Raw genomic sequence first — 22,825 nt, forward strand, 5'->3', positions numbered from 1 at the left:
ATGGCATAAACGCAAAAATTGTTTTTGACTTGCTGTCTATTGATAATAATCCTGCTTAAAACGCCAGGCTTTATACGTTAATTTGAGGGGGGTCATCCAACAGAAGATACCAAAGATAAACACTACAGCAATGCCTGATGAAATGATATTTTCTCGCGAAGCGAAGCAAACCGCCAGTATGAACAGAACCGTAAGTACGACTGAAAATATAACAGTCCCTTTAAACCGATTTGAAAGCGCAGGAAGCAAAATATCCAGCGTCGAACGCTGAGTATCCACGTAGCGTTTAAGCTTTTGCAGCTCTTCTTTTGTGAAACCAGATCTAAGCAACGCTTCTTCCGTTATCGCCATGCTATTCCCCTCCTTCTAATCAAAGCTACTATATCTTGATCTTTAAAACATAACGACCTACCGGCTGGTTGTTTATGTTGTACTCCCCTGGCTTTGACAAACATCAACACCCTCTCCCCCCGCCTGTGCAAAATTACCCACATCACCCAGCGCTACGGATTAGCCGCCCCAACCCGGAAGGAACCCCAACATGTACAAACCCATAACCGTCATAATCTTCGTTCTCCTGGCCCTCGCCGCCCTTGTTGAAATAGGCTTTTTGTCCTTTGGATAATCCTCAGGCGAAATCCCCCTCATCAGGGCACATTGATCTCATTACAGTTTTTTCCTAAAGCCATCCCGCTTCGCCTGTGCCATGCTGAATCACGCTCATAACCGATAACGTTAAATGAGGATATTATGAAAAAAACAATTATCGCATTATCTGCCGTTCTGCTGGCTTCCCCAGTATTTGCTGCGACCACACATGCAACTGACGATACCGTCGCGGCGGCGAACGCAAACGCCAACGAGGCAAAGCAAAAACTGCACGAAGAGCAGAATAAAGGTGAAGAGCTGAAGCTGAAACAGAAGCATGCTGCGGAAGGTAAAAGCGAAAGCTTTGGCAGCAAGGTCAGCGAAGATTCCCAGAAAGCCTGGCATAAAACCAAACAAGGCACCGAGAAAGGGTGGGATGCCACCAAAGAAGGCGCAGAGAAAGGCTGGAACAAAACCAAAGAAGGTGCCAGCGAACTGGAAAAGAAAGTCACTGAGTAATCCCTTCGAAAGGCCGCATACGCGGCCTTTTTTATTCCCTCCCACCCTGCTTCCTGAAGGCTAAACTTGTTTCAGGAGGGCACCGTCATGAGCCACAAAGAAACCGCACCAGAAACCCAGGGCGTTACCGTTGAACTGCTTTCCATCGTCGATCTGGGCCCGGAGATCGCAGGCATGGACGGTCGACAGCTTCGCATGCGCAGGGTGACGCTCGCCCCCGGCGCGGTCTTTGGTCCAGTGCACGATCATATCGATCGCCCCGGTACCGTTTTTATCCTTGAGGGGACCATCACCGATCATCGTAACGGTATCGCCACCGATTACGGTCCCGGCGTCGGGTGGCCGGAAGACCATAATACGGTCCACTGGCTGGAAAATCGGGGCCCGATCGCCGCCGTCGAAATCTCGGTGGATATCGTTAAAACACCCTGACGCACAAAAGTCGAATAGATCCCGGGGGTGACGCGTTTACTCCCTGCCCCCTTAAAAGAGATCCTGAGATGCTGCGACGCCTGGTGATAGTGCTGATTTTGTTTTGTCCGTGGGCGTTAGCTGCCCCAAAAAGCTACATTATCGACACCGATAACACCGCCATTCGGCTATCGTGGCATGCCTTCGGCGGCATCCTCTCCTGGGCGACGTTCAGCGGCGTGACGGGCGCCGTGACGCTCAACCCGGAAAACGACGTCGACGATCATATTCACGTCACCATTCCCGTAGCAACTCTGGTGGCATCAAACAAGCTGCTTACCTGGCAGCTGAAAAGCGATATGTTTTTTGATTCTGAGCACTACCCGACTATCGAGTTCATCAGCTCTCGCGTGGTCGCCTTGGGTGACGGACGGTTCAGGGTGTTCGGCACGCTGACCGTGCGTAACATTGCCCGCCCGGTGCTCCTGGAGGCCGTGGTGAAAGACCCGCATGCGCAAGTCCTCACCCTGGATGCCACCACGGCGATCTCGCGCGCGTCCTACGGGATGGATAAGTTTGCGCTGGTCGTGGACGATCGTATTGCCATCGCCATTGCGATTAAGACAAACGACGTGCCGTCATCCTGAAATGAGCCGCTGTAGCTGCTCCGCATTTCCCCGCAGGTGAGACGGCGGATTACGACCAATCAGGACAAACTGGTAGCCCGCCTCCTGCCACCACGCCAGGTTCATGCTGTGCCGCTGCTCCTGGCGCAGAGAGGCCCTGGTCTTCTCGTCAACAGGAGAAATACAGAGCGCCATCGGGCCGTAGTCGGCGTTGATCCAGGCAATCTGCGCGATAGAGGTGGTTTCATAGCGCAGCATTCGCACCATCTTCAACTCTGCCCCCTGCAGGACTAGCTGCGACATGTGCAGCTTTATGCCGATATCCTGCGCTGCCCGTTCCAGCCCGCGCTGCAGGACCGGCGTTGCGCTGTCCATATCCAGCAGCGTCTCGACGCTGTACAGGGACATATATTGCGCTTCGAGGTCGCGAATATGGGCATTCTCATCCGCTGGCGCGGAAGTGGGCCGCAGCAGGTAGCCCAGCCCGGAGCCGACCATCAAAAAGCTGACCGATGCGGCAATTAGCGACCGCCTGCTGACGCCAGGCGGCGTGGAGGACTGTGGTTCGGGAATAGCAGCCAGACGCGCCTGCATTGTCTCCAGAGGCGCGTCATCCAGCAGGGAGGCAAACGCCCCGGCGTAATCCTGGCTGCTTTTCATCAGCTCGTTGGTTCGCCCGGCGAGGCGTTCATCACGTTTCAACTGTTCTTCAAAATGCTGCGCGTCGGCGCGGCACATCTCGCCATCTATCCATGCCACGATAGCGTCGTCGTTATAGGGCGGTGCAAAACGATGCGCGTTCAATAGCGTTTCTCCTTTACCGGAGGCAGTGCGTCAGCGGATCTGGCAAGCCGAGCCCGTGCCGTTGCCAGCCGGCTCATCACGGTACCGATCGGCACCGCCAGCGTGTCCGCCGCCTCCTGGTAGGTAAAGCCTTCGACATAAACCAAAAATACCGCGTTGCGCTGGGCTTCAGGCAGCGTGTTGACGCGCTGCATCACCTTAAGGTAATGCAGACGCGTCTCATCCTGTTCGCGGGTGTCCGGCGCCAGGAGCTCGTCGCTGGCCACAAATCCCTGCCCCTGACGCACGTGTCGAGCCCGAAGCTCAGAGATCCAGATGGAGTGCAGTATCGCGAACAGCCACCTGTCGATGCGTGTGCCCGGCATATACTGGCTACTCCTTTCAAGCGCACGCACGCAGGTGGACTGAACCAGCTCTTCGGCGATATCCCTGTTTCGCGACAGCACCAGCCCATAGCGCCAGAGACGCGACAGATGTGCGGCTAACTGTTGACGAACCTCACTGGTAGCGATGGGCTTTCCCTCCACGAGAAAATCAGGATTCCGGATGTCCGTTAATGGCGGCCTGCAGGTCACGGTACTCCTCACAGGACTGGCCACAAATACCGGCAATGACCTTCAGCTGTTCTTTCGCGAGGTCAGGACGTCCTTTTACCATCCACGCTTCACCGAGATATTCCCGGGCTTTGGCATAATCCGGGGCGATAGCCAGCGCACGCTGATAGTAACCAATGCCTTCGTCCGTACGGCCAAGTTTGCGCGTGGCGAACCCGCGATAGTTCCACGCTTCAGCCGTATTGCCATTTTTCAGCGAATCAAGCAGATTCAGCGCCGCCTGGTACTCTCCTTTCTTCGCGAGATGGTACGCATAGTTGGTTTTGTCCTGGTCGCTGAGGCTGCTGCTCTTGTCCGGCACGCATTTCTGAGTAGCGCTGTCATACACCTGTCCGGCAGGACAGTCGGGCGTTTTGCTCTCGGTACTATTATTGCCCATCGCCAGCGCCAGTGGGGACAGCAGGGAAAAAATCAGCACCGGGATCAAACGAAACGAGGTCGTGTTCATATAAAGCTCCAGGGTGAGTGGGGAGTGACGTCAGTAAACGTCCGACTGATGAGTTTTATTCATTCTCCCCGTAAATTTTTTGCTGTCGCGAAATCATGCTGACGTTGTAGCCCAATGAAAATAAATCAGGTTATTCATCCTCACCTTAACGTTATTATTTCGCGTGATAGCAGAGTTTTCACCTCACATAAGAATATATTTTATAGTGCAAGTGACATAATATATTTTATATCAAAAACGTTACCTTAACTTAAATGAACATTAAGCAAACCTAAAGAATATCGTTTTACATTATATTCAAAACATTCCCTACCAATTATCGCAGTGCGTAAACCACGCTAAGAAAAAACATTACACACTAAAATTAAAGTCATATAAAACAAAGGATTGCACCAACATAATTATTGACAACATCAATATACCAATGCCTTCCACCTTGTTTTCGCACTTATTTGCGAAAGCTTAATTTGCACAACCCATGTTTTCTGTCTATATCAATTTTATATCCTCAAAAATAATTCCTCTATTAATTACAGGGTTTTACAAAACATAAAACACGAATAAAACGGTTCTCTTTCATAAAAAATTAGATTCGCTCTGATGTTGCCACTCTGAATCCTGGCGGGCATCGTGCGCGCTAAAAAAACGGTCAGTGCTGCGTTATAACAGCGACTGCGCCGGGGGCGCCCTTTACCTTCTGCAGAGATGGCTCGTCTTGCTCGCCGTTTATGACACATCTGCTGGAGTAATAACTAAATGAGCCAAATCTCTGTTATCTCGAAACTTACTGGCGTAGAAACGAAAATGGAAGGCACACAGGTCACGCTGAGCCATTCCTCCATCGTTGAGCTTCATGTCGAGCGAGCGAGTGTCTCCCACTTCGCGCGAAGTGGTAACGATCTGCTGGTTACGCTGCACTCCGGCGAGGTGATCACTGTAAAAAATTTCTACGTCACGGACGCGCAGGGCGTGAGCCAGCTGGTACTGCAGGACAGCAACGGCGCATTATGGTGGATTGAAGATCCAGCCGGGGCCGCGACGTACGAATCTATCGCGTCTACGAACGTACTGCTTGCGGCGTCAGGAAGTGATGCCGGTGGTGCCGCCTTCTGGCCATGGGCCCTCGGCGGCATTGTCGCTGCAGGCGGTATCGCGGCTGCGGCAAGTACCGGCGGCGGTGGTGGAGATGGCGGTAATAACAATAGTACCAACCCCAACATCCCCGTCGATCCTGCCGATCCGGACACAACGCCGCCGAATGCACCTTCCGGTATTAAGTTCTCTTCAGATGGCAAGACCGTTACCGGTACCGCCGAACCGGGCAGCACTATCACGCTGAAAGACGCGAACGGCAATGTCGTTGGCACCGGAAAAACGGGCAGCGACGGCAATTTTACCGTCTCCCTCGGAACACCGCTGACCAACGGCGAGCAGGTGACTGCCACCGCGACGGATAACGCCGGGAATACCAGCCCGGGCACAACGCTCAACGCGCCGGACATAACCGCGCCCGATGCGCCAACGATTGGCAGTGTAATCGACGATATTGCCCCGCAGACGGGGACGGTGTCCAACGGCGGCAGCACCAACGATCAGCGCCCACAGCTTACCGGCACCGGCGAGGCGGGCTCGACCGTGACGATTTATGACGGCGGAGTCGCTATTGGTACGGCAATCGTCGCCAGCAACGGCACCTGGACCTTTACCCCGTCAGTTGACCTGAGTGAAAGCACTCACCAGATTACCGTGAAGGCAACCGACGCCGCCGGCAACACCGGGCCAGCCTCACCGGTGTTTACTCTTACGGTGGATCTTACTCCGCCGGACGCCCCGACCGCGATTGTGCTGACCGACGATACAGGTCTTATCAGGGGGACCATTACGTCGGGCGCGCCTACGGATGCTTCACTGCCGCTCCTGGCGGGAACGGGCGAGCCAGGTGGAACCATCACCATTTATGATAACGGCGTGGCGATTGGCACAACGACGGTGCAGCCCAACGGTACCTGGAGCGTTACGCCAAACGCTCCGCTGCCGGACGGGACACACTCCATAACCGTCACTGAAACCGATGCGGCCGGAAACCAGAGTACGGCATCAGCACCTGTCACCTTTACTGTGGATACTACCCCGCCGTCAGCCCCTGGAAACCTCGTCGTTTCGAATGATGGCGGCACCATCAGCGGCATCGCGGAAGCAGGCAGCACGGTGACCATCCGTGAAGGCGATGTCACCCTCGGTACCGTTGTTGCCGATAGCCAGGGTAACTTCAGCCTGCCGCTGACCCCACCGAAGCTCAACGGCGAAATCCTGACCGCTGACGCCACCGACGCCGCAGGCAACACGGGACCCGCAACCGCCGCCGCGTCACCGGATACTACCCCACCGCAGGCACCAATTATCGTGTCTGTGATTGATGACGTGCAGGCCACCACAGGCCCCGTGGGCCCGAACGGGATTACCAACGACCGGGCGCCGACCGTGAACGGAACGGGCGAGGCGGGTTCGACCATCACGATTTATAACGGCAGCGATGTCCTCGGTACGACGGTTGTTCCCTCCTCTGGCCAGTGGAGCTTTACGCCGCCCACACCGCTGACCGATGGCACGTACGTGCTGACGGCAACGGCGACGGATCCCGCCGGTAACCCGAGCGGAATATCAACCGCGTGGACAATTAATGTCGACGGGACGGCACCTGACGCCCCGGTGATTTCACAAGTCGTGGACGATGTGCCCGGTGGAATTGTTGGCTTACTCGGCCCAAATGCCACGACCAACGACGCCACCCCGACGCTCAGCGGTACCGCCGAAGCAAACGCGACGATCAGCCTGCGCGTGGACGGTGTTGAAATTGGCACAACCGTTGCCGATGGTCTCGGCGCATGGACCTTTACGCCGTCCTCGCCAATCGGTGAGGGTCCGCACGCCCTGACCGCCGTCTCGACCGACGCGGCAGGTAACACCAGCGGCGTCTCCAACACCTGGACGCTGACAATTGACAGCGTCGCGCCTGCTGCCCCGGTTATTACCCAGGTGCTGGATGATGTGCCGGAGCGCCTCGGCGCGCTCAACCCCAACGACAGCACCAACGACACCACGCCGACGCTCAACGGCACGGCTGAACCAGGCTCGACGGTCACCATCCGCCTGGATGGCACCGTTCTTGGCACGGCCCCGGTCGACAACAACGGCGTGTGGACCTATACCCCCACCGTGCCGCTTGGGGAGGGGCCTCATACCTTTACCGTTGTCGCCACCGATGCGGCGGGCAACACCAGCCAGCCGTCAAGCGGCTTCACCCTGACCGTCGATACCACACCGCCAACGGCTGCCACCATTGCCACCGTGACCGATGACGTCGGCGGCGTTCAGGGCCCGCTCACCAGCGGCGATACCACCGACGACACCCAGCCGCTGCTGCAGGGCTCCGCTCCGGCGGATGCGGTGATCACCGTCTATGACGGCACAACCTTGCTCGGCACCGCTTCCCTCGACGGCAGCGGCGGCTGGAGCTTTACGCCGGTCACCCCGCTCACCGACGGCCCGCATTCCCTGACGGTTCACGCCACGGATGCCGCCGGCAATACCACTATCTCCAGCCCGTTTGTATTGACGGTGGATACCGTCGCACCTGCCACGCCGGATATCCCGGCAATTACCGTCAATCCTGACGGCGGCACAACGCAAACGCCGCTGAACCCGGGAGAAATCACCCGCGACACCACGCCGACCCTGAGCGGTACCGGCACGGCGGGCGATACCGTGACGATCTACGGCAACGGCGTCAAAATCGGCGACGCTGTCGTGGACAGTGCCGGCAACTGGTCCTGGACGCCGCCATCCCCGCTGCCCGGCGGCACCTATGACATCACCCTGACCGTCACCAACGTGGACGGCACGGGCAACGAAAGCGCCCCGTCGCAGCCGGTCACCATCACCATTGACACCGACCCGCCGGCTACGCCTGCAGCACCGGTCATTACTGACAGCGTCACCCAGATCACCGGTCCCGTTCCCGATGGCGGCACCACCAACGATCCGCGCCCGGTCCTGAGCGGCACCGGTACGCCGAACGACGTTATCAACATCACTGACACGGTCAACGGCGGCACGCCAACTATCGTTGGTACCGTCACGGTAGACAGCAACGGCAACTGGAGCTGGCGCCCTGGCAGCGACATTGCGGAGGGCAGCCACGTCTATACCGCCACCGCCACCGATGAGGCGGGCAACGTCTCTGACCCGTCGCCAGCGATTACGATCACCGTAGATACCGTGGCGCCGGATACGCCAGTGATTGGCGCCGTGGGCGGCGAGCCGAACGGGGGCTACATCACGGATACCACGCCGACAGTGGGCGGAACCGGCGTTAACGGTGAGACAGTGATCGTCTACAATAACGGCGTCGAGCTGGGCCGTGTCGTGGTCGCTAACGGAGAATGGAGCCTGACGCTTCCAGTGCAAACGGACGGCCCGCTGAACATTACCGTTGCGGGCGTGGATACGGCGGGCAACGTCAGCGCGCCGAGTGCGGTCTTTACCGTCACGCTCGATACCGCTGCGCCTGAGATTCCGCAAATTAATGCCGTTTCAGACAGCCAGCTCACCAACAACGTGCTCTACACCCGCGACGGCACGCCGACCCTCACCGGGACCAGCGAACCCGGCACCACCGTTATCGTCTCCATCGACGGTACCCCGTCGGGCGTGCCGGTCACGATACAGCCGGACGGCAGCTGGAGCTGGACGGCAGGCACAACGCTGTCGGATGGCCCGCACACCTTCACCGTCTCTGCTACCGACCCTGCGGGTAACGCCTCCGGAAACTCGACGCCGCTGAGCGTGACGGTGGACACCGCCGCACCTGCCGACCCGACCAACATGTCCCTGGCACAGGAGGGGACCCCGTTGACCGGTAATGCCGAAGCGGGAACCACCGTTACCGTGAAAGACAGCGGTGGGACCGTCATTGGTACCGGCGTTGCTGCCAGCGACGGCAGCTTCTCCATTGCGCTGAGCCCGGCGCAGCTGGATCCGACCACGCTGACCGTAAGCGCTACCGATGCCGCAGGAAATGCCAGCCCTGGCGCGTCCTTTATCGTTACCGATTCACCGCTCGACCTGCCGCAGGTGCCCGTCATCACGGCGATCAACGATGACGTCGCCCCAATCACGGGCGATGTGAAAGACAAAACCACCAACGACACCACCCCTACCCTTACCGGCACGGCTCAGGCGGGGAGCCTGATCACCATCTACCTGGACGGTAGCGCGACGCCATTGACGACAGTCACTGCCGACGGCAGCGGCAACTGGAGCTATACGCCAGCCGCGCTTGGCGAGGGGCTACACACCTTTGAGGTGACCGCGACCCTCAACGGCCTGACCAGCGGCCGCTCTCCGGCGGCCAGCGTTACCGTTGACCTCACCGCACCGGGCACGCCGACCATCGGCGCCGTAATTGACGACGTCGGCCCAGGCACCGGTCCGCTGACCAGCGGGCAGACCACCAACGACAACCAGCCGACCCTCACCGGCACCGGCGCAGCAGGCGATACCATCTCCATCTACAACAACGGCGTGCTGCTGGACAGCGTGGTGATCGGCAATACCGGCACCTGGAGCTACACCACGCCGCCTCTGGCAGAGGGGAATAACGTCCTGACCATCCGCGAGACAGACCCGGCGGGGAATCAGAGCGGTCCTTCTGCGGGCTTCACCGTCGTGGTGGACTCCGTTTCCGCCACGCCGGTCATCACCAACGTTACGGACAATGTCGGTAACGCTGCCACCACGGTGGTCAGCGGCAGCGAAACGAATGACGCCACGCCAACCCTTACAGGGACAGCGGACGCAAACAGCGTGGTCACCATTTTCGACGGCGGCACGCAGATCGCCGTGGTGACGGCTGATAGCAACGGCGCATGGACGTTTACCCCTGACACCGCGCTCGGCGAAGGCTCGCACAGCTTCACGGTTCGGGCGACCGATCCGCAGGGTAACGTCAGCGCGGTCTCAGCCCCCTGGAGCGTGGTGGTTGACCTGACGGCACCGACGGTTCCGACGCTGGATACGGTAAACGACAACGTCCCTGGCGGCGTCACGGGCAACCTCACCAGCGGCCAGGTGACCAACGACAGCACCCCAACCATCAGCGGTACCGGGCAGGCGGGCAGCACTATTCACATCATGAATAACGGCACGCAGATTGGTACTGCAACCGTTGACGGAGGCGGGAACTGGTCCTTTACGCCGACCACGCCGCTGGGCGACGGCAGCTACGCCCTTCGCGTCTATGCAACGGATGCGGCAGGCAACGCCTCGGCTAACTCATCAGTGTTCGCCTTTACCGTTGATACCACAGCCCCTGGCGTACCGGTGGTGACCAGCGTAATTGACGATGTCGCGCCCGTCACCGGGACGCTCACGTCGGGCAACACGACCAACGACGCGCGTCCGACCTTCAACGGCACGGGCGACGTGGGTGCCACAGTGCACGTGATCGTTGATGGCAGCGAAATTGGCACGGCGGTGGTGAATGCCCAGGGCAACTGGACCTTCACCCCGGGCACCGATCTGGGCGACGGGCCGCACGCAATAACCTTCAACGCCACCGACGTGGCAGGCAATACCGGCAGCACGACGACGCCGTTTAACCTGACGGTGGATACGGGCGTACCGTCGGCGCCGGTCATTTCGACCGCGGGTGACAACGTGGGCAGCATTCAAACCCCGCTCTCTTCCGGGCAGAGCACCGACGATACCACGCCGACGCTGAACGGCACCGCGACCGCCAACGCCACGGTCACCGTTTATGAGAACGGGCAGCCGGTCGGCACCGTTCAGGCGGACGGTACCGGGGCATGGAGCTTTACGCCGTCAGCGCCGCTGGCCAGCGGCAGCCATACCTGGACCGCCACGGTCACCGATGCAGCGGGTAACGTCAGCCCGACCTCGCCGGACTTTACCCTGATTATTGATACCGCGGCACCGAACGCGCCGGTTATCAGCCAGGCGATAGACGACGTGGGCAGCATCACCGGCCCGCTCACGTCCGGGCAGACAACCGACGACACCGTACCGCGCCTTGTCGGGACCAGTGAACCGTTTGCCACCGTGAAGATCTATGAGGGAACCACGCTTGTCGGAACGGGCACCGCGGATAGCGGCGGGAATTGGAGTATCTTGCTCACCACCACGCTGGCGAGTGGTCCGCACAGCTTTACCGCGCAGGCCACGGATGCGGCAGGCAACACCAGCGTGTCCTCCACCAGCTTCAGCCTCACTGTCGACACCACGCCGCCTGCGCTGCCGGTGCTGACCAGTATCGTGGATGACGTGGGCAATGCGGCGACGCCGATTGCCAACGGCGGGATCACCAACGACGCGCAGCCAACGCTCAGCGGCACGGCGGAAGCGGGTTCCACGGTGAAAATCTTTGATAACGGCGTGCAAATCGGCAGCGTGACGGCGACCGGTGGGGCGTGGAGCTTTACGCCATCTCCGGCGCTAAGCAACGGCGCGCACACGTTGACCTTTACCGCTACCGATGCGGTAGGCAACGCCAGCGCGCCCACCACCGGGTATGTGATTAACGTCGATACCCTCCCGCCAGCCGCGCCGGTCATCAGTTCGGTCATTGATGATGTCGGCAGCGTCACCGGGCCGGTGACCGGTACGAATCCGACCAACGACATGCGCCCAACGCTGAGCGGGACAGCCGAAGCGAATGCCACGGTGCGGATCTACGATGGCATCACGCTGGTGGGTACGGTGACCGCCGATGGCAGCGGCAACTGGACCCTGCCGCAAACTACCACCGCGCTGGCGGAAGGCACGCATAACCTCACCGCCACGGCCACCGATGCGGCGGGCAACACCAGCGTGGCGTCCGCCGTGACGACGATTATCGTCGATACGATCGCGCCAACGGCACCGACCGGGACCTTCAACGCTGACGGTAGCGTCCTGACCGGGACTGCGGAAGCAGGCAGCACCGTCGCTATCCGCCTTGCGGACGGCTCGACGGTGACCGCCACTGCGGGCAGCAACGGCACCTACAGCTACACCTTCATTAACAAACAGACCGAAGGCCAGACGCTGCAGATCACCGCCACCGACGCCGCTGGCAACGCCTCGCTGCCGGGCTCTGCCCTTGCGCCGGTGGTGCCGCTCTCCGCCAGCAATAACGTCGAAGAGCTGAACCTCAGCACCACGGCAACCGTGACCAACAGCCAGTACAGCGATTACGGCTTCCTGCTGGTCGGCGCCGTCGGCAACGTCCTGACGCTGCTGGGCAACGATACCGCCCAGGTGAACTTCACGGTGGGCAGCGGCGGCAGCGCGGATATCGTGGTCAACGCCAACGCCACGGGGGCGGTGCTCTCTCTGCTCAATACCCTGGAGCTGGTGGTTCAGCATTACGTCAACGGCGCCTGGACCACCGTGGTGGATACCGGCCAACCGCAGTTTGCCGATCTGCTGACCCTCGGCGCAACCGGCGTCTCACTGAACCTGACCGGGCTGGCTGACGGCAACTATCGCGTGCTCAGCTACAACACCAACCTGCTGGCGACCGGCTCCTACACCAGCCTCGACGTGGCGGTGAAAGAGACCGGTCCGGGTACGGTCACCGGTGAAACCAGCCTCAACGGCAACGTGATCCTCGATACGGATCCAACCGCCGGCAGCGACAACGCGCCAGCAGGGACCACTATCTCCGCGGTCACTAACGCCCAGGGCGCCACCACCAGCGTGAACGCCGACGGCACGGTGATTCAGGGCCAGTACGGTACGCTGACCATTAACCGCGACGGCAGCTACACCTACAGCCTGACCGACACCAGCGCCGCGGTCATTGGCCGCACGGAGAGCTTCACCTACACCATCACCCATAACGGCGTCAGCGCGTCGGCACAGCTGGTGCTGTCCCTGGGTGCCGGTACGGTAGTCAACGGTATTGTCGCCGTTGACGACACCAACGCCCTGACCTTCGACACCAGCGTGCACGAAATTAATAACGGCGCCTCGTCTCAGAACGGTTTTACCCTGGTGGGCATTAATCTCGGCAACACGCTGGGGCTTAACCTGCTGGACGACATGACCAACCCGATTATCTACAACGTGGAGGAAGGCACGACCCGCACCATGACCATCCAGGCCTCGGTGGGCGGCGTGGCGCTGGCGTCGGTGTTCGATCTGTACGTCTATAAGTTCAACAACGCGACCCAGACCTTCGAGCAGGTTCGCGTCGAATCGGGCTGGCTGCGCGCCCCGCTGCTGGGGGGAACGTCACCGCAGCTGACGCTGAACCTGCCCGCCGGGGAGTATCTGTTCCTGCTGAATACCGCGTCCGGGATCGCCGTCCTGACGGGCTACACGCTGAGCGTCCTGCAGGATCATGTCTACAGCGTGGCGAGTATCAGCGAGACAACCACGGGCGACGTGCTGGCGAATGACCCGGTGCCAGCGGGCACGCTGGTTACGGAAGTGAACGGCGTGGCGGTCAACAGCAGCGGCACCACCACCATTCAGGGGGAATACGGCACGCTGACCATCAATTCGTCCGGTCAGTACACCTATACCCTGAGAAGCGGCGTGGGGGCGGACCATATCAGCACGCCGGATACCTTCGTTTACACCGTTACCGCGCCTGACGGCTCGAAGGATACGGCATCGCTCAACATCACCCCAACCGCGCAGGCGATGAATGCGGTGAACGATGTCAGCGCCACGATGGACCTCACCTCGGTGCATCACACGTCGGTCTACTCGGATACCACCGTGGGCGTCGCCAGCTGGACGACGGCCCTGTTCTCATCAACCCAGGGCAGCGGCAGCGGAACCTTCGTGGTCGACCCAAACACCGCGCTGCACAACGCGTCGCTGCACTTTAGCGTGGCCTCGGGGCTGGCGCTGGGCGGACTGACGGTGAACTGGTCCATCAGCGACGGCTCGGGCGTCATCCGCAGCGGCTCCTTCAGCGGCGGCTCGCTGCTGGGCGGCAGTATCGACGTTCCGTTGACCGGGCTGGATCTCAACGCCGGGACCTATACGCTGAACTTTACCGGCAGCGTCCCGGGGCTCAGCGTGGGGACCATCACCATCACGCCAAGCGTGAACGGCACCACTTACTCGCTGAGTGATTTTGACGTCACAGGCAGCCACACCGTCAACGGCAACATCTTTGACGGTACCGACTCTGGCGGCGTGCTGGATCAGCTCCACTCGGTGGATACCCGTCTGAGCGTGACCGGTTACAACGGCGTGGCCACCACGCTGGATCCGTATACCGGCAGCGCAACGGTGAACATCACCGGCCATTACGGCATCCTGGCGATCGGCGCTGACGGTCATTACACCTATACCCTCAACAGCGGGGTATCGCTCTCAACCATGACCTCGAAGGAGACCTTCAACTACACCCTGACCGATGCCAACGGCAACACGGACAGCGCCACGCTAACCATCAATATGGCGCCGCAGTTCATCAGCTCGGAGCATAACGACGCCATCACCGGTACGGCCTACGGCGATACGCTGATTTACCAGGTGCTGAACAGTACGGTGGGGAATGCCACGGCGGGTAACACCAGCAGCGCCGGAGGCGATCACTGGACCGGGTTCTCGCTGGCGCAGGGAGACAAGATCGACATTGGCGATCTGCTGGTGGGCTGGGACGGTAATACCGCCTCGTTGGGGAATTATATCCATGTCACACAAAGCGGTAGCAACACTGTGATCTCCATCGACCGTGATGGTGCGGGGTCCACCTACACTAATACCACGCTCGTTACGCTTGATAACGTTCAGACCACCTACGACGAGCTTGTTAACCAGCAACACATCATTACCTGATAGCACCTGCAAGAGATGACCCGGGCGCACAGCGCCCGGGCATAACAATAAAGCTTTACTTATTTTATTAGGGACATGACATGGGAATGAAGATGCCTTACTGGTGGCTCTTGTGCTGCCTGATATCTGTGCCCGCTTTCTGTGCAAATCCGGCAGCAACCATCAATACCCGACAGCTTCGCGAAACGCAGGAACTCCCCTCACTCAACGGGCGCGTGGCCCCGGTAGCAGGCAACGCCGCTCCAGGTTCATTGCAGCTTGGCGAGGCCGTCAACCGCGCCGTTACCTGGCACCCGGCCATCAGCGAAGCCGTGGGCAAACTCTACCAGCAGAGCGAAGAGGTGGACGTCGCGAAATCAAAATACTATCCGCAGATTAATGCCGGCGTGGACAACGGTTATTCCCACGACGGCGATCAGAACGGCTTTACGCCGTCGCTGGTGCTTTCTCTCTCACAAATGCTCTACGACTTTGGCAAAGTGGCCAGCCAGGTGCGCGCCGAAAGCGCTGGCGTTGCCCAGCAGCAGGCCAACGTGCTGGTGAGTATCGACACCATCGCCCACGATACCGCCGTTGCCATGGTACAGGTGCAAACCTGGCAGCAGATGGTCGACACCGCCAAAGAGCAGCTTGAAGCCCTCTCTTCCATCGGCACGCTGACCCGCCAGCGTAACGACGAGGGCGCCACGTCGCTCTCTGACGTGGTGCAGACCGATGCGCGTATCGAAGGCGCTCGCGCCCAGCTGATGCAGTACCAGGCCAGCCTGGACAGCGCCCGCGCCACGCTGATGAGCTTTCTCGGCTGGAACAGCCTGAACGCGATCAGCAACGACTTTCCGCAAAAGCTGGCCCGCAGCTGCGATGTCGCCGAGCCGGACGACCGTCTGGTTCCCGCCGTTCTCGCTGCCTGGGCGCAGGCTAACGTCGCCCAGGCTAACCTCGACTACGCCGATGCGCAGATGACGCCAACCGTCTCACTGGAGCCGGAGGTGCGTCACTACATGAACGACCGCTATGCAGGCAGCGAAACGCGGGATCGCACCCAGTATTCCGCATGGGTGAAAGTGCAGATGCCGCTCTATCAGGGCGGCGGCCTCACCGCCCGGCGTAACGCTGCCGGACACGCGGTGGAGGCGGCGCAGTCCACCATTCAGCGCACGCGCCTTGATGTCCGCCAGAAACTGCTGGAAGCCCGTAGCCAGGTGATGAGCCTGCAAAGCACGCTGCAAATCCAGGGCCGCCAGGAAGCCCTCAGCGCCCGCACCCGTGAGCTGTACCAGCAGCAATATCTTGACCTCGGCTCGCGCCCGCTGCTCGACGTGCTCAACGCCGAACAGGAGGTCTATCAGGCGCGCTTCACCCAGCAGCAGACCCTCGGTCAGCTGCACCAGCTGCAGCTCAACTGCCTGTATAACACCGGGCAGCTGCGTCATGCGTTCGATCTTGATAACCGCACCATCCAGACCGTGGAGATCCAGCCATGAAGCAGCGTGATATCCCGCAAGGTGAAAACATGACGGATGAGGCGCTGGCGCAGTGGGCGCAGGCCTTTGGCTTTATCGCCACCCGCTACCGCGTCGCCTGCTCGCCCGGCGCGCTGATCGCAGGCGCACCGTGGCTGAAAGGCAAACCGATGGTACCCGCCCTCACCCAGCTGGCGCGTGAGGCGGGACTGTCGTTTCAACTGCTCACCGCTGACCAGCAGTCGATCAACAGCTGGCGTCTGCCGGTGGTGGTGGCGCTGAATGACGGCCGGGTCGGTGCGATCGAGCACTTCGACGGCGATGACACGCTGGAAGTCAGTTTTTTCGGCGATGAGACCTACACCAACCGGCTGTCGATGACGGCGATGCTGCCCGCTATCCGCCACGTTATTGCCCTGCGTCCGCTCGCCGCGCTGAAGGACAGCCGCGTGGACGCCTATATTTCAAAATACCGGCCGGACTGGCTCTACCGGCTGGTGATGCGCGATCTCCGCCCCTACAGCTGGGTAATGCTGGCCGCGCTGTTTATCAACGTGCTGTCGCTTTCCGGGATCGTCTTTTCCATGCAGGTCTATGACCGGGTGATCCCCGCCCAGTCCTACCCGACGCTGTACGTCCTGACCATCGGGGTGCTGATTGCCACCCTGTTTGGCTTTGTGCTGCGCGTGGCGCGCGGTCACATTATGGATCTGCTGGGCAAGCGCTCGGATATGCGCGTCTCGGATCGCGTATTCGGCCACGCGCTGCGGCTGCGCAACAGTGCGATCCCCCGATCCACCGGGAGCTTTATCTCACAGCTGCGCGAGCTGGAGCAGATCCGCGAGATGGTCACCTCGTCCACCATCTCGACGATTGTCGACCTGCCCTTCTTTTTACTGTTCGTGGTGGTGCTGGCGATCATCGCCCCGCAGCTGGCGTGGATCGCCCCGGTCGCGGCGGTGATCATGGTCCTGCCCGGCCTGCTGCTGCAGAAGAAGCTGGCGGAGCTGGCGAAACAGTCGGCTCATGAATCGACCCTGCGCAACGCGGTGCTGGTGGAGAGCGTGCAGGGGCTGGAGGACATCAAGCTGATGCAGGCGGAAAACCGCTTTTTGCAGCAGTGGAACAGCTATATCCAGATCACCGCCGAATCCGGCCTGCGCACCCGCGAGCTGACGCAGAACCTGATTAGCTGGGGGATGACCATCCAGAGCCTGGTTTACGCCGGAGTGATTGTGGTCGGCGCGCCGATGGTGATCGACGGCACCCTGACTACCGGCTCGGTGGTCGCCGCGTCGATGCTGGCCTCCCGCATGATCGCCCCGATGGCGACGCTGTGCGGCGTGCTGGCGCGCTGGCAGCAGGTCAAAGCGGCAAAAGAGGGGCTGGACAGCATCATGCAGCTTCCCACCGAAAACCAGCGCGAGGAGACGCCGATCCGCCAGGACGTGCTGCGCGGTCACTACCTGTTCGAGCAGGCGCAGTTCCGCTATCAGCCGGACGATCCGCGCATGGCGCTGCGCATTAACCGGCTGGAGATCCGCCCGGGTGAGAAAGTGGCGATCCTCGGGCGCAACGGCGCGGGCAAATCGACCCTGCTGCAGGCCATGGCGGGCGGGATGGATCTGGCAGCCGGCGAGCTGCGACTTGATAACTTCAGCCTGCCGCATCTCGACGTTGCCGACGTCCGGCGCAACGTCGGCTTTATGACCCAGAATGCGCGTCTGTTTTACGGCACCCTGCGCGAAAACATTACCCTCGGCATGCCGCGCGCTACCGACGAAGAGATCTTTGAGGCGCTGGAGCTGACCGGTGCGGCGGGCTTCGTGCAGAAGCTGCCCAAAGGGCTGGACTACCCGATCATGGAAAACGGCGTGGGGTTATCCGGCGGGCAGCGCCAGTCGATTCTGCTGGCGCGAATGCTCCTGCGCGATCCGAATATTGTGCTGATGGATGAACCCACCGCGTCACTCGACGAGCACACCGAGCGGGAATTTATCCAGCGCCTGGGCGACTGGCTCGGGCACCGCACCCTGATTGTCGCTACGCATCGCGTACCGGTTCTGGAACTGGTGGAGCGTGTAGTGGTGTTGAAAGAGGGGATGCTGGTGATGGACGCGCCAAAAGCCCAGGCGCTGAACAACAGCCGTATGCAGCAACAGCAGCAGGCAGCAACCGGACGGGAGTGGAAAAATGAAAATCAGTCAGCGTGACGTGGCGGCAATGGACGATCTGGATAATGCCCTCGACTCCGAAAGCGGCTACACCGGCGCGCGTCGGATCGTGATCTTCTCGCTGCTGATGTTTGTGGTGCTGGGCGTCTGGGCGTGGTTTGGCATGCTGGATGAGGTATCAACCGGCTCGGGTAAAGTGATCCCCAGCTCGCGCGAGCAGGTTTTACAGTCGCTGGACGGCGGGATCCTCACCGAGCTGAACGTCCACGAGGGGGATCAGGTGCAGGCCGGGCAGGTGCTGGCGCGGCTTGATCCTACCCGTTCCGAATCGAACGTCGGCGAAAGCGCGGCGCGCTACCGGGCTTCACTGGCCTCCAGCGCCCGCCTGTACGCCGAGGTGAACGATCTCCCGCTGAAGTTCCCCCCTTCGCTGGCAAAATGGCCGGATCTGATTGCCGACGAAACGCGGCTCTACAACTCCCGCCGCGCGCAGCTGGAGGATACCCAGCGGGAGCTGCGCGCCGCGTTAGATCTCGCCAATAAAGAGCTGGCCATCACCCAGCGGCTGGTCAAAACCGGCGCCGCCAGCCACGTGGAGGTGCTGCGCCTGCAGCGGCAGAAAAGCGATCTGGAGCTGAAGCTCACCGACGTGCGCTCGCAGTATTACGTCCAGGCGCGCGAGGCGCTCTCCAAGGCCAACGCGGAGGTGGATATGGTTTCGGCGATCCTCAAGGGCCGTCAGGATTCCGTCACCCGTCTGACGGTAAAATCCCCGGTGCGCGGGATCGTCAAAAACATCAAGGTCACCACCATCGGCGGCGTGATCCCGCCCAACGGCGAGCTGATGGAAATTGTGCCGGTAGACGATCACCTGCTGATTGAAACCCGCCTGTCGCCGCGCGACATCGCCTTTATCCACCCGAACCAGGAGGCGCTGGTGAAGATCACCGCCTACGATTACGCCATTTACGGCGGGCTGCACGGGGTGGTGGAGACGATTTCTCCGGATACCATTCAGGATGAGGCCAAGCCGGAGGTGTTTTACTACCGGGTGTTCATTCGCACCAGCCAGGATTACCTGGTCAATAAGGCGGGCAGGCATTTCTCGATTGTGCCGGGGATGATTGCCACGGTGGACATTAAGACCGGCGAGAAAACGGTGCTGGATTATCTGATTAAGCCGTTTAACCGGGCGAAAGAAGCGCTGAGGGAGCGGTAGTCAATCGCCGGGTGGCGGCTTCGCCTTACCCGGCCTACATTGTAAAGCTCAGCGGGACGTGGGGAGGGCATCAGACCGCAACATCGCCCACTGCCCCGGTGTTTTACCGGTCCATGCTCTGAAAACCTCAATAAATGCGCTGACGCTGCTGTAGCCGCAGGACAGCGCAATCCACCCTACCGGCTTCCCTGCCGCCAGCCACTCCATTGCCTGCATGACGCGCGCCAGCTGCCGCCAGTTAACAAAGTTCATTCCGGTCTGGGCACTAAACCGACGGTTGAACGTACGTACGCTCATCCCAGCATGAATAGCATGACTCTCGACCGTCTGGTTATCATCGACAAACTGCAGCAAATGGCTGACCACGTTCTTCAGACGCGGATCCGTCGGCACGGGCAGAGAAAAGTGAATCTGGGGCGTCAGGGCAAGCTCATCCAGCAGCAAAGTCAGCTTTCGCGGATCGTACTCACTCTCTGCACCACATAAACGGCTAAACAGTGCATGGGTCAGATCGTCGGGCTCGAACAGCGCGGGCGTATCGGGAAGCCCTGCACAGCTGGCGGGTTCAAGATAGATAGCGCAGCCTTCTATCTCACTTTCAGAAAAAGCGGCGTGCTGCTGACCTGGCGGGATCCAGCCGATGTGTTTTGCCGGTACGACCGAGCGCGCCTGCAGCGTCTCAATGACCAACAGCCCTGTTGCAATGCGCCACAGCTGGCCGGTGCGATGACTATGCCACGGTGTTCGATACCCGCCGGGATGACGGAGCGTTTCAAAACTGACCATCTCATTTTGACCGAAAATCGTTATTCATCGACGCATTACAGAAACTACGTCTTCGGCTGTCAAGGAAAATGGGGACTCAATCACATAAGGAGCCCGCATGAGCATTATCACGTCCCTGATAGCCCAGCCTGACAACGCCGCGCAGCGCGAAAAGATGGCGTGCCTGTTAACCCGCTTATTCAACGGCGATATCGGTCCTGAAGAGGTATTCACGCCCGATTACCAGCAGTTTACGGACGGTCACGCCCTTGACTACCGGGGTTTTATTCAGCACCTGAACCACGTCCGCTCGCAGATCCGCGCGATCGCCTTTAGCGTGGCGGAGATAGCCTGTCATGACGAACTTCTGGCTGACCGGCATATCGTGACGGTCACGTATCCTGATGGTCGTCAGGCAGAGATCGAGGTTTACCTGTTTGCCGCGCTGCGTGAAGGGAAAATCTGGCGGATCCATGAAGTCACGCGAGCACTCAGCGGCGATGCTGCAGACCGCACGCTGGCACACGCGACAGAATAACGTCACTCCGCCGGGCGCGGTGCGGCGCTGTTATACACGCCAATATAGCGCGCAAATTTCCCAATAAACACACCGGCAAACACGCCGCCGGAGACGATCGCCAGCGCGCTCATGACGGGCTGCTGCATCGTCTGGGGAGAGACAGCGCTCATCACGCCCAGCACATACTTGACCCCGAACGCCAGCATCATAAACGGCAGCGCGGTGTAGTCTGCCTGGCGGAAAAGGGTGCGCGGCGCCTCTGCGCGGGTGATAACCGCCTGCTTAATCAGGAAATACCCCAGCGCGGCCCCGGCGAGGATCCCCGCCGTCCACAATGCGACAGTCCCGGGGGTTAACGTGCGGTAGACCACCAGATCGTAGATATCCCAGAGAAGAAAGATAGCGGGAATGATGGCAAGCCTCTCCAGCGTAACGGTAGCGGGCCTGCGGGCTTTAATGCCGCGAGAGATGAGGAAGATAAACAGCACCCACACCCAGACGGGCGTGTGGGTAACGACACCGATCAGAAATTCAAACATGGAACTCACCATGAACGATAGCGGCCCGTGCCGCCCTGAACGCGTATTGCGCATAACGGCAGGAAAGCCATTATGCGCAGCTCTTTTAGAGCGATTTTTTCAGGCGTTGAACCGCCTCTTTCAGATCTTCATCCGTTGGCGTCACAAATGACATGCGCAGCGTCGTTGGGTCTGGCTCATTGCAGTAGAAAAACTCGCCAGGCACAAATACTACGCCGTTGCTTAACGTTTTTTCAAGCCAGCGGGTGGTGTTACTACCATTATTCATCTTCGCCCACAGGAACATCCCGCCCTTCGGCTTGTGGAACGACATCACGTCGCCGAGCTCGGCCTCCAGCTCGGTTGCGAACGTCTGGTATTTCTGGCGATAGGCTTCGCGGATCATTTTAATCTGATCGGCCAGACGACCGGTTTTCAGGTATTCATACGTCATCAGCTGCGACAGCGTGCTGGTGTGCAGATCGGTGGTTTGCTTAAGGTTCACTACCGCGCGCTTCAGCCATTCCGGCACCAGCACCCAGCCTACGCGAGTGCCCGGCGCGAGGATTTTAGAGAAGGTCGAGGTATACACCACGTTCTCTTCATTGCCGATATCTTTGGCATGGGCAATTAACGGGCGGAAGACTTCATCGGTATAATTAATTTCGCTGTACGGATCGTCTTCAATAATCACGAAGTCATAGCGCTTCGATAATTCCACCAGCTGTTTACGGCGCGCTTCAGAAAGAGTTACCCCGCCAGGGTTGCCAAACGTCGGAACAATATAGACCGCTTTGATGGCTTTCTTTGCCACCAGGGCCTCAAGTTCGTCCACCTTCATACCGTCGCCGTCGGTGCCAACGGATTCAAAGTTGGCCTGCGCCAGGCCGAAGACCTGCAGCGCGGCAAGATAGGTTGGACGCTCAACCACAACGGTGTCACCCGGGTTGATTAACGCACGCGCCAGCACGTCAAGAGATTGCTGCGAGCCGGAAGTAATAACGACATCATCGGCCTTACAGGCGATACCGCGCCCCTCGCAGATGCGTTTAATTTCCTCGCGCAGTCCCGGTACGCCTTCCGTCAGGCCGTACTGGAACGCCTCGCCAAAATGCTGAGATAAGACGGCATCGGCAGCAATTTTAAGCCCTTCGTGATCGAACAGATCGGGATTAGGAATCCCCCCGCCCAGCGATATCACCCCTGCCATTTTGCTATGTTTTAATAATTCACGGATGGCAGATGATTGCAGGCCCTGCGCGCTGCTGGCGAGTTTGTTTGCAGACATTCTTTGAT

General features: G+C 59.8%; 15 protein-coding genes. 8 read left to right on the top strand and 7 right to left on the bottom strand.

The window, feature by feature from the left end; genetic code table 11:
• Positions 1 to 36: 36 nt before the first annotated feature.
• On the bottom strand, positions 37 to 351 hold the full coding sequence (locus tag AC0TNG_RS02965) for a hypothetical protein (protein WP_024908324.1): 315 nt from the start codon (positions 349 to 351) through the stop codon (positions 37 to 39).
• A 399-nt stretch (positions 352 to 750) separates the two neighbouring features.
• Here AC0TNG_RS02965 and AC0TNG_RS02970 point away from each other — a divergent pair, with 399 nt between their 5' ends.
• The 3 genes from AC0TNG_RS02970 (at position 751) to AC0TNG_RS02980 (ending at position 2,165) form a co-directional block, all read left to right on the top strand.
• The gene (locus AC0TNG_RS02970) at positions 751 to 1,107 is read left to right on the top strand and encodes a hypothetical protein (protein WP_047348115.1); all 357 of its coding nucleotides are present in this window, start codon (positions 751 to 753) and stop codon (positions 1,105 to 1,107) included.
• Positions 1,108 to 1,194: 87 nt separating this feature from the next.
• Complete coding sequence (locus tag AC0TNG_RS02975; protein WP_024908323.1) at positions 1,195 to 1,539, top strand: cupin domain-containing protein; 345 nt, start codon at positions 1,195 to 1,197, stop codon at positions 1,537 to 1,539.
• Between the two features lie 68 nt (positions 1,540 to 1,607).
• Positions 1,608 to 2,165 carry a YceI family protein gene (locus tag AC0TNG_RS02980; protein ID WP_032645317.1) on the top strand — a complete coding sequence of 186 codons (558 nt, stop codon included), beginning with the start codon at positions 1,608 to 1,610 and terminating at the stop codon, positions 2,163 to 2,165.
• Here AC0TNG_RS02980 and AC0TNG_RS02985 read toward each other — a convergent pair.
• The 3 genes from AC0TNG_RS02985 to AC0TNG_RS02995 are packed head-to-tail and all read right to left on the bottom strand — an operon-like array spanning position 2,157 to position 4,010.
• On the bottom strand, positions 2,157 to 2,948 hold the full coding sequence (locus AC0TNG_RS02985) for an anti-sigma factor family protein (RefSeq protein WP_473713273.1): 792 nt from the start codon (positions 2,946 to 2,948) through the stop codon (positions 2,157 to 2,159). The two genes, AC0TNG_RS02980 and AC0TNG_RS02985, sit on opposite strands and share 9 nt — an antisense overlap.
• Positions 2,945 to 3,475, bottom strand: coding sequence for a sigma-70 family RNA polymerase sigma factor (locus AC0TNG_RS02990; protein ID WP_473713274.1), 531 nt, complete (start codon positions 3,473 to 3,475; stop codon positions 2,945 to 2,947). Before AC0TNG_RS02990 ends, AC0TNG_RS02985 begins: the two co-directional genes overlap by 4 nt.
• Positions 3,476 to 3,482: 7 nt before the next feature.
• On the bottom strand, positions 3,483 to 4,010 hold the full coding sequence (locus tag AC0TNG_RS02995) for a tetratricopeptide repeat protein (protein WP_024908319.1): 528 nt from the start codon (positions 4,008 to 4,010) through the stop codon (positions 3,483 to 3,485).
• Positions 4,011 to 4,766: 756 nt separating this feature from the next.
• On the opposite strand from AC0TNG_RS02995, the gene AC0TNG_RS03000 reads away from it, so the two are divergent.
• The 4 genes from AC0TNG_RS03000 to AC0TNG_RS03015 all read left to right on the top strand — a co-directional run bounded on the left by AC0TNG_RS03000 (position 4,767) and on the right by AC0TNG_RS03015 (position 19,726).
• Entirely contained in the window at positions 4,767 to 14,870 is a 10,104-nt protein-coding gene (locus AC0TNG_RS03000; RefSeq protein WP_473713275.1) for a BapA/Bap/LapF family large adhesin, read from the top strand.
• An 80-nt stretch (positions 14,871 to 14,950) separates the two neighbouring features.
• Positions 14,951 to 16,354 (top strand): TolC family outer membrane protein, encoded by a 1,404-nt coding sequence (locus AC0TNG_RS03005; RefSeq protein WP_473713276.1) that lies wholly within the window; start codon positions 14,951 to 14,953, stop codon positions 16,352 to 16,354.
• A complete protein-coding gene (locus AC0TNG_RS03010) occupies positions 16,351 to 18,546 on the top strand; it encodes a type I secretion system permease/ATPase (RefSeq protein ID WP_024908316.1) in 2,196 nt (731 codons plus the stop codon). Before AC0TNG_RS03005 ends, AC0TNG_RS03010 begins: the two co-directional genes overlap by 4 nt.
• A 10-nt stretch (positions 18,547 to 18,556) precedes the next feature.
• The gene (locus AC0TNG_RS03015; protein ID WP_152540067.1) at positions 18,557 to 19,726 is read left to right on the top strand and encodes a beta-barrel domain-containing protein; all 1,170 of its coding nucleotides are present in this window, start codon (positions 18,557 to 18,559) and stop codon (positions 19,724 to 19,726) included.
• Between the two features lie 48 nt (positions 19,727 to 19,774).
• Here the strand turns inward: AC0TNG_RS03015 and AC0TNG_RS03020 are convergent, their stop codons facing one another.
• Positions 19,775 to 20,512, bottom strand: a complete 738-nt coding sequence (locus AC0TNG_RS03020; protein ID WP_473713277.1) for an AraC family transcriptional regulator — start codon at positions 20,510 to 20,512, stop codon at positions 19,775 to 19,777.
• 97 nt (positions 20,513 to 20,609) lie between these two features.
• On the opposite strand from AC0TNG_RS03020, the gene AC0TNG_RS03025 reads away from it, so the two are divergent.
• Positions 20,610 to 21,029 (top strand): nuclear transport factor 2 family protein, encoded by a 420-nt coding sequence (locus tag AC0TNG_RS03025; RefSeq protein WP_473713278.1) that lies wholly within the window; start codon positions 20,610 to 20,612, stop codon positions 21,027 to 21,029.
• Between the two features lie 2 nt (positions 21,030 to 21,031).
• Here AC0TNG_RS03025 and AC0TNG_RS03030 read toward each other — a convergent pair whose 3' ends face one another.
• Positions 21,032 to 21,550, bottom strand: a complete 519-nt coding sequence (locus AC0TNG_RS03030) for a DUF6622 family protein (protein WP_473713279.1) — start codon at positions 21,548 to 21,550, stop codon at positions 21,032 to 21,034.
• Between the two features lie 85 nt (positions 21,551 to 21,635).
• A complete protein-coding gene (locus AC0TNG_RS03035) occupies positions 21,636 to 22,817 on the bottom strand; it encodes an aminotransferase-like domain-containing protein (protein ID WP_208763203.1) in 1,182 nt (393 codons plus the stop codon).
• Between the last annotated feature and the right edge of the window lie 8 nt (positions 22,818 to 22,825).

Source organism: Enterobacter sp. PL_is514 (assembly GCF_055816715.1).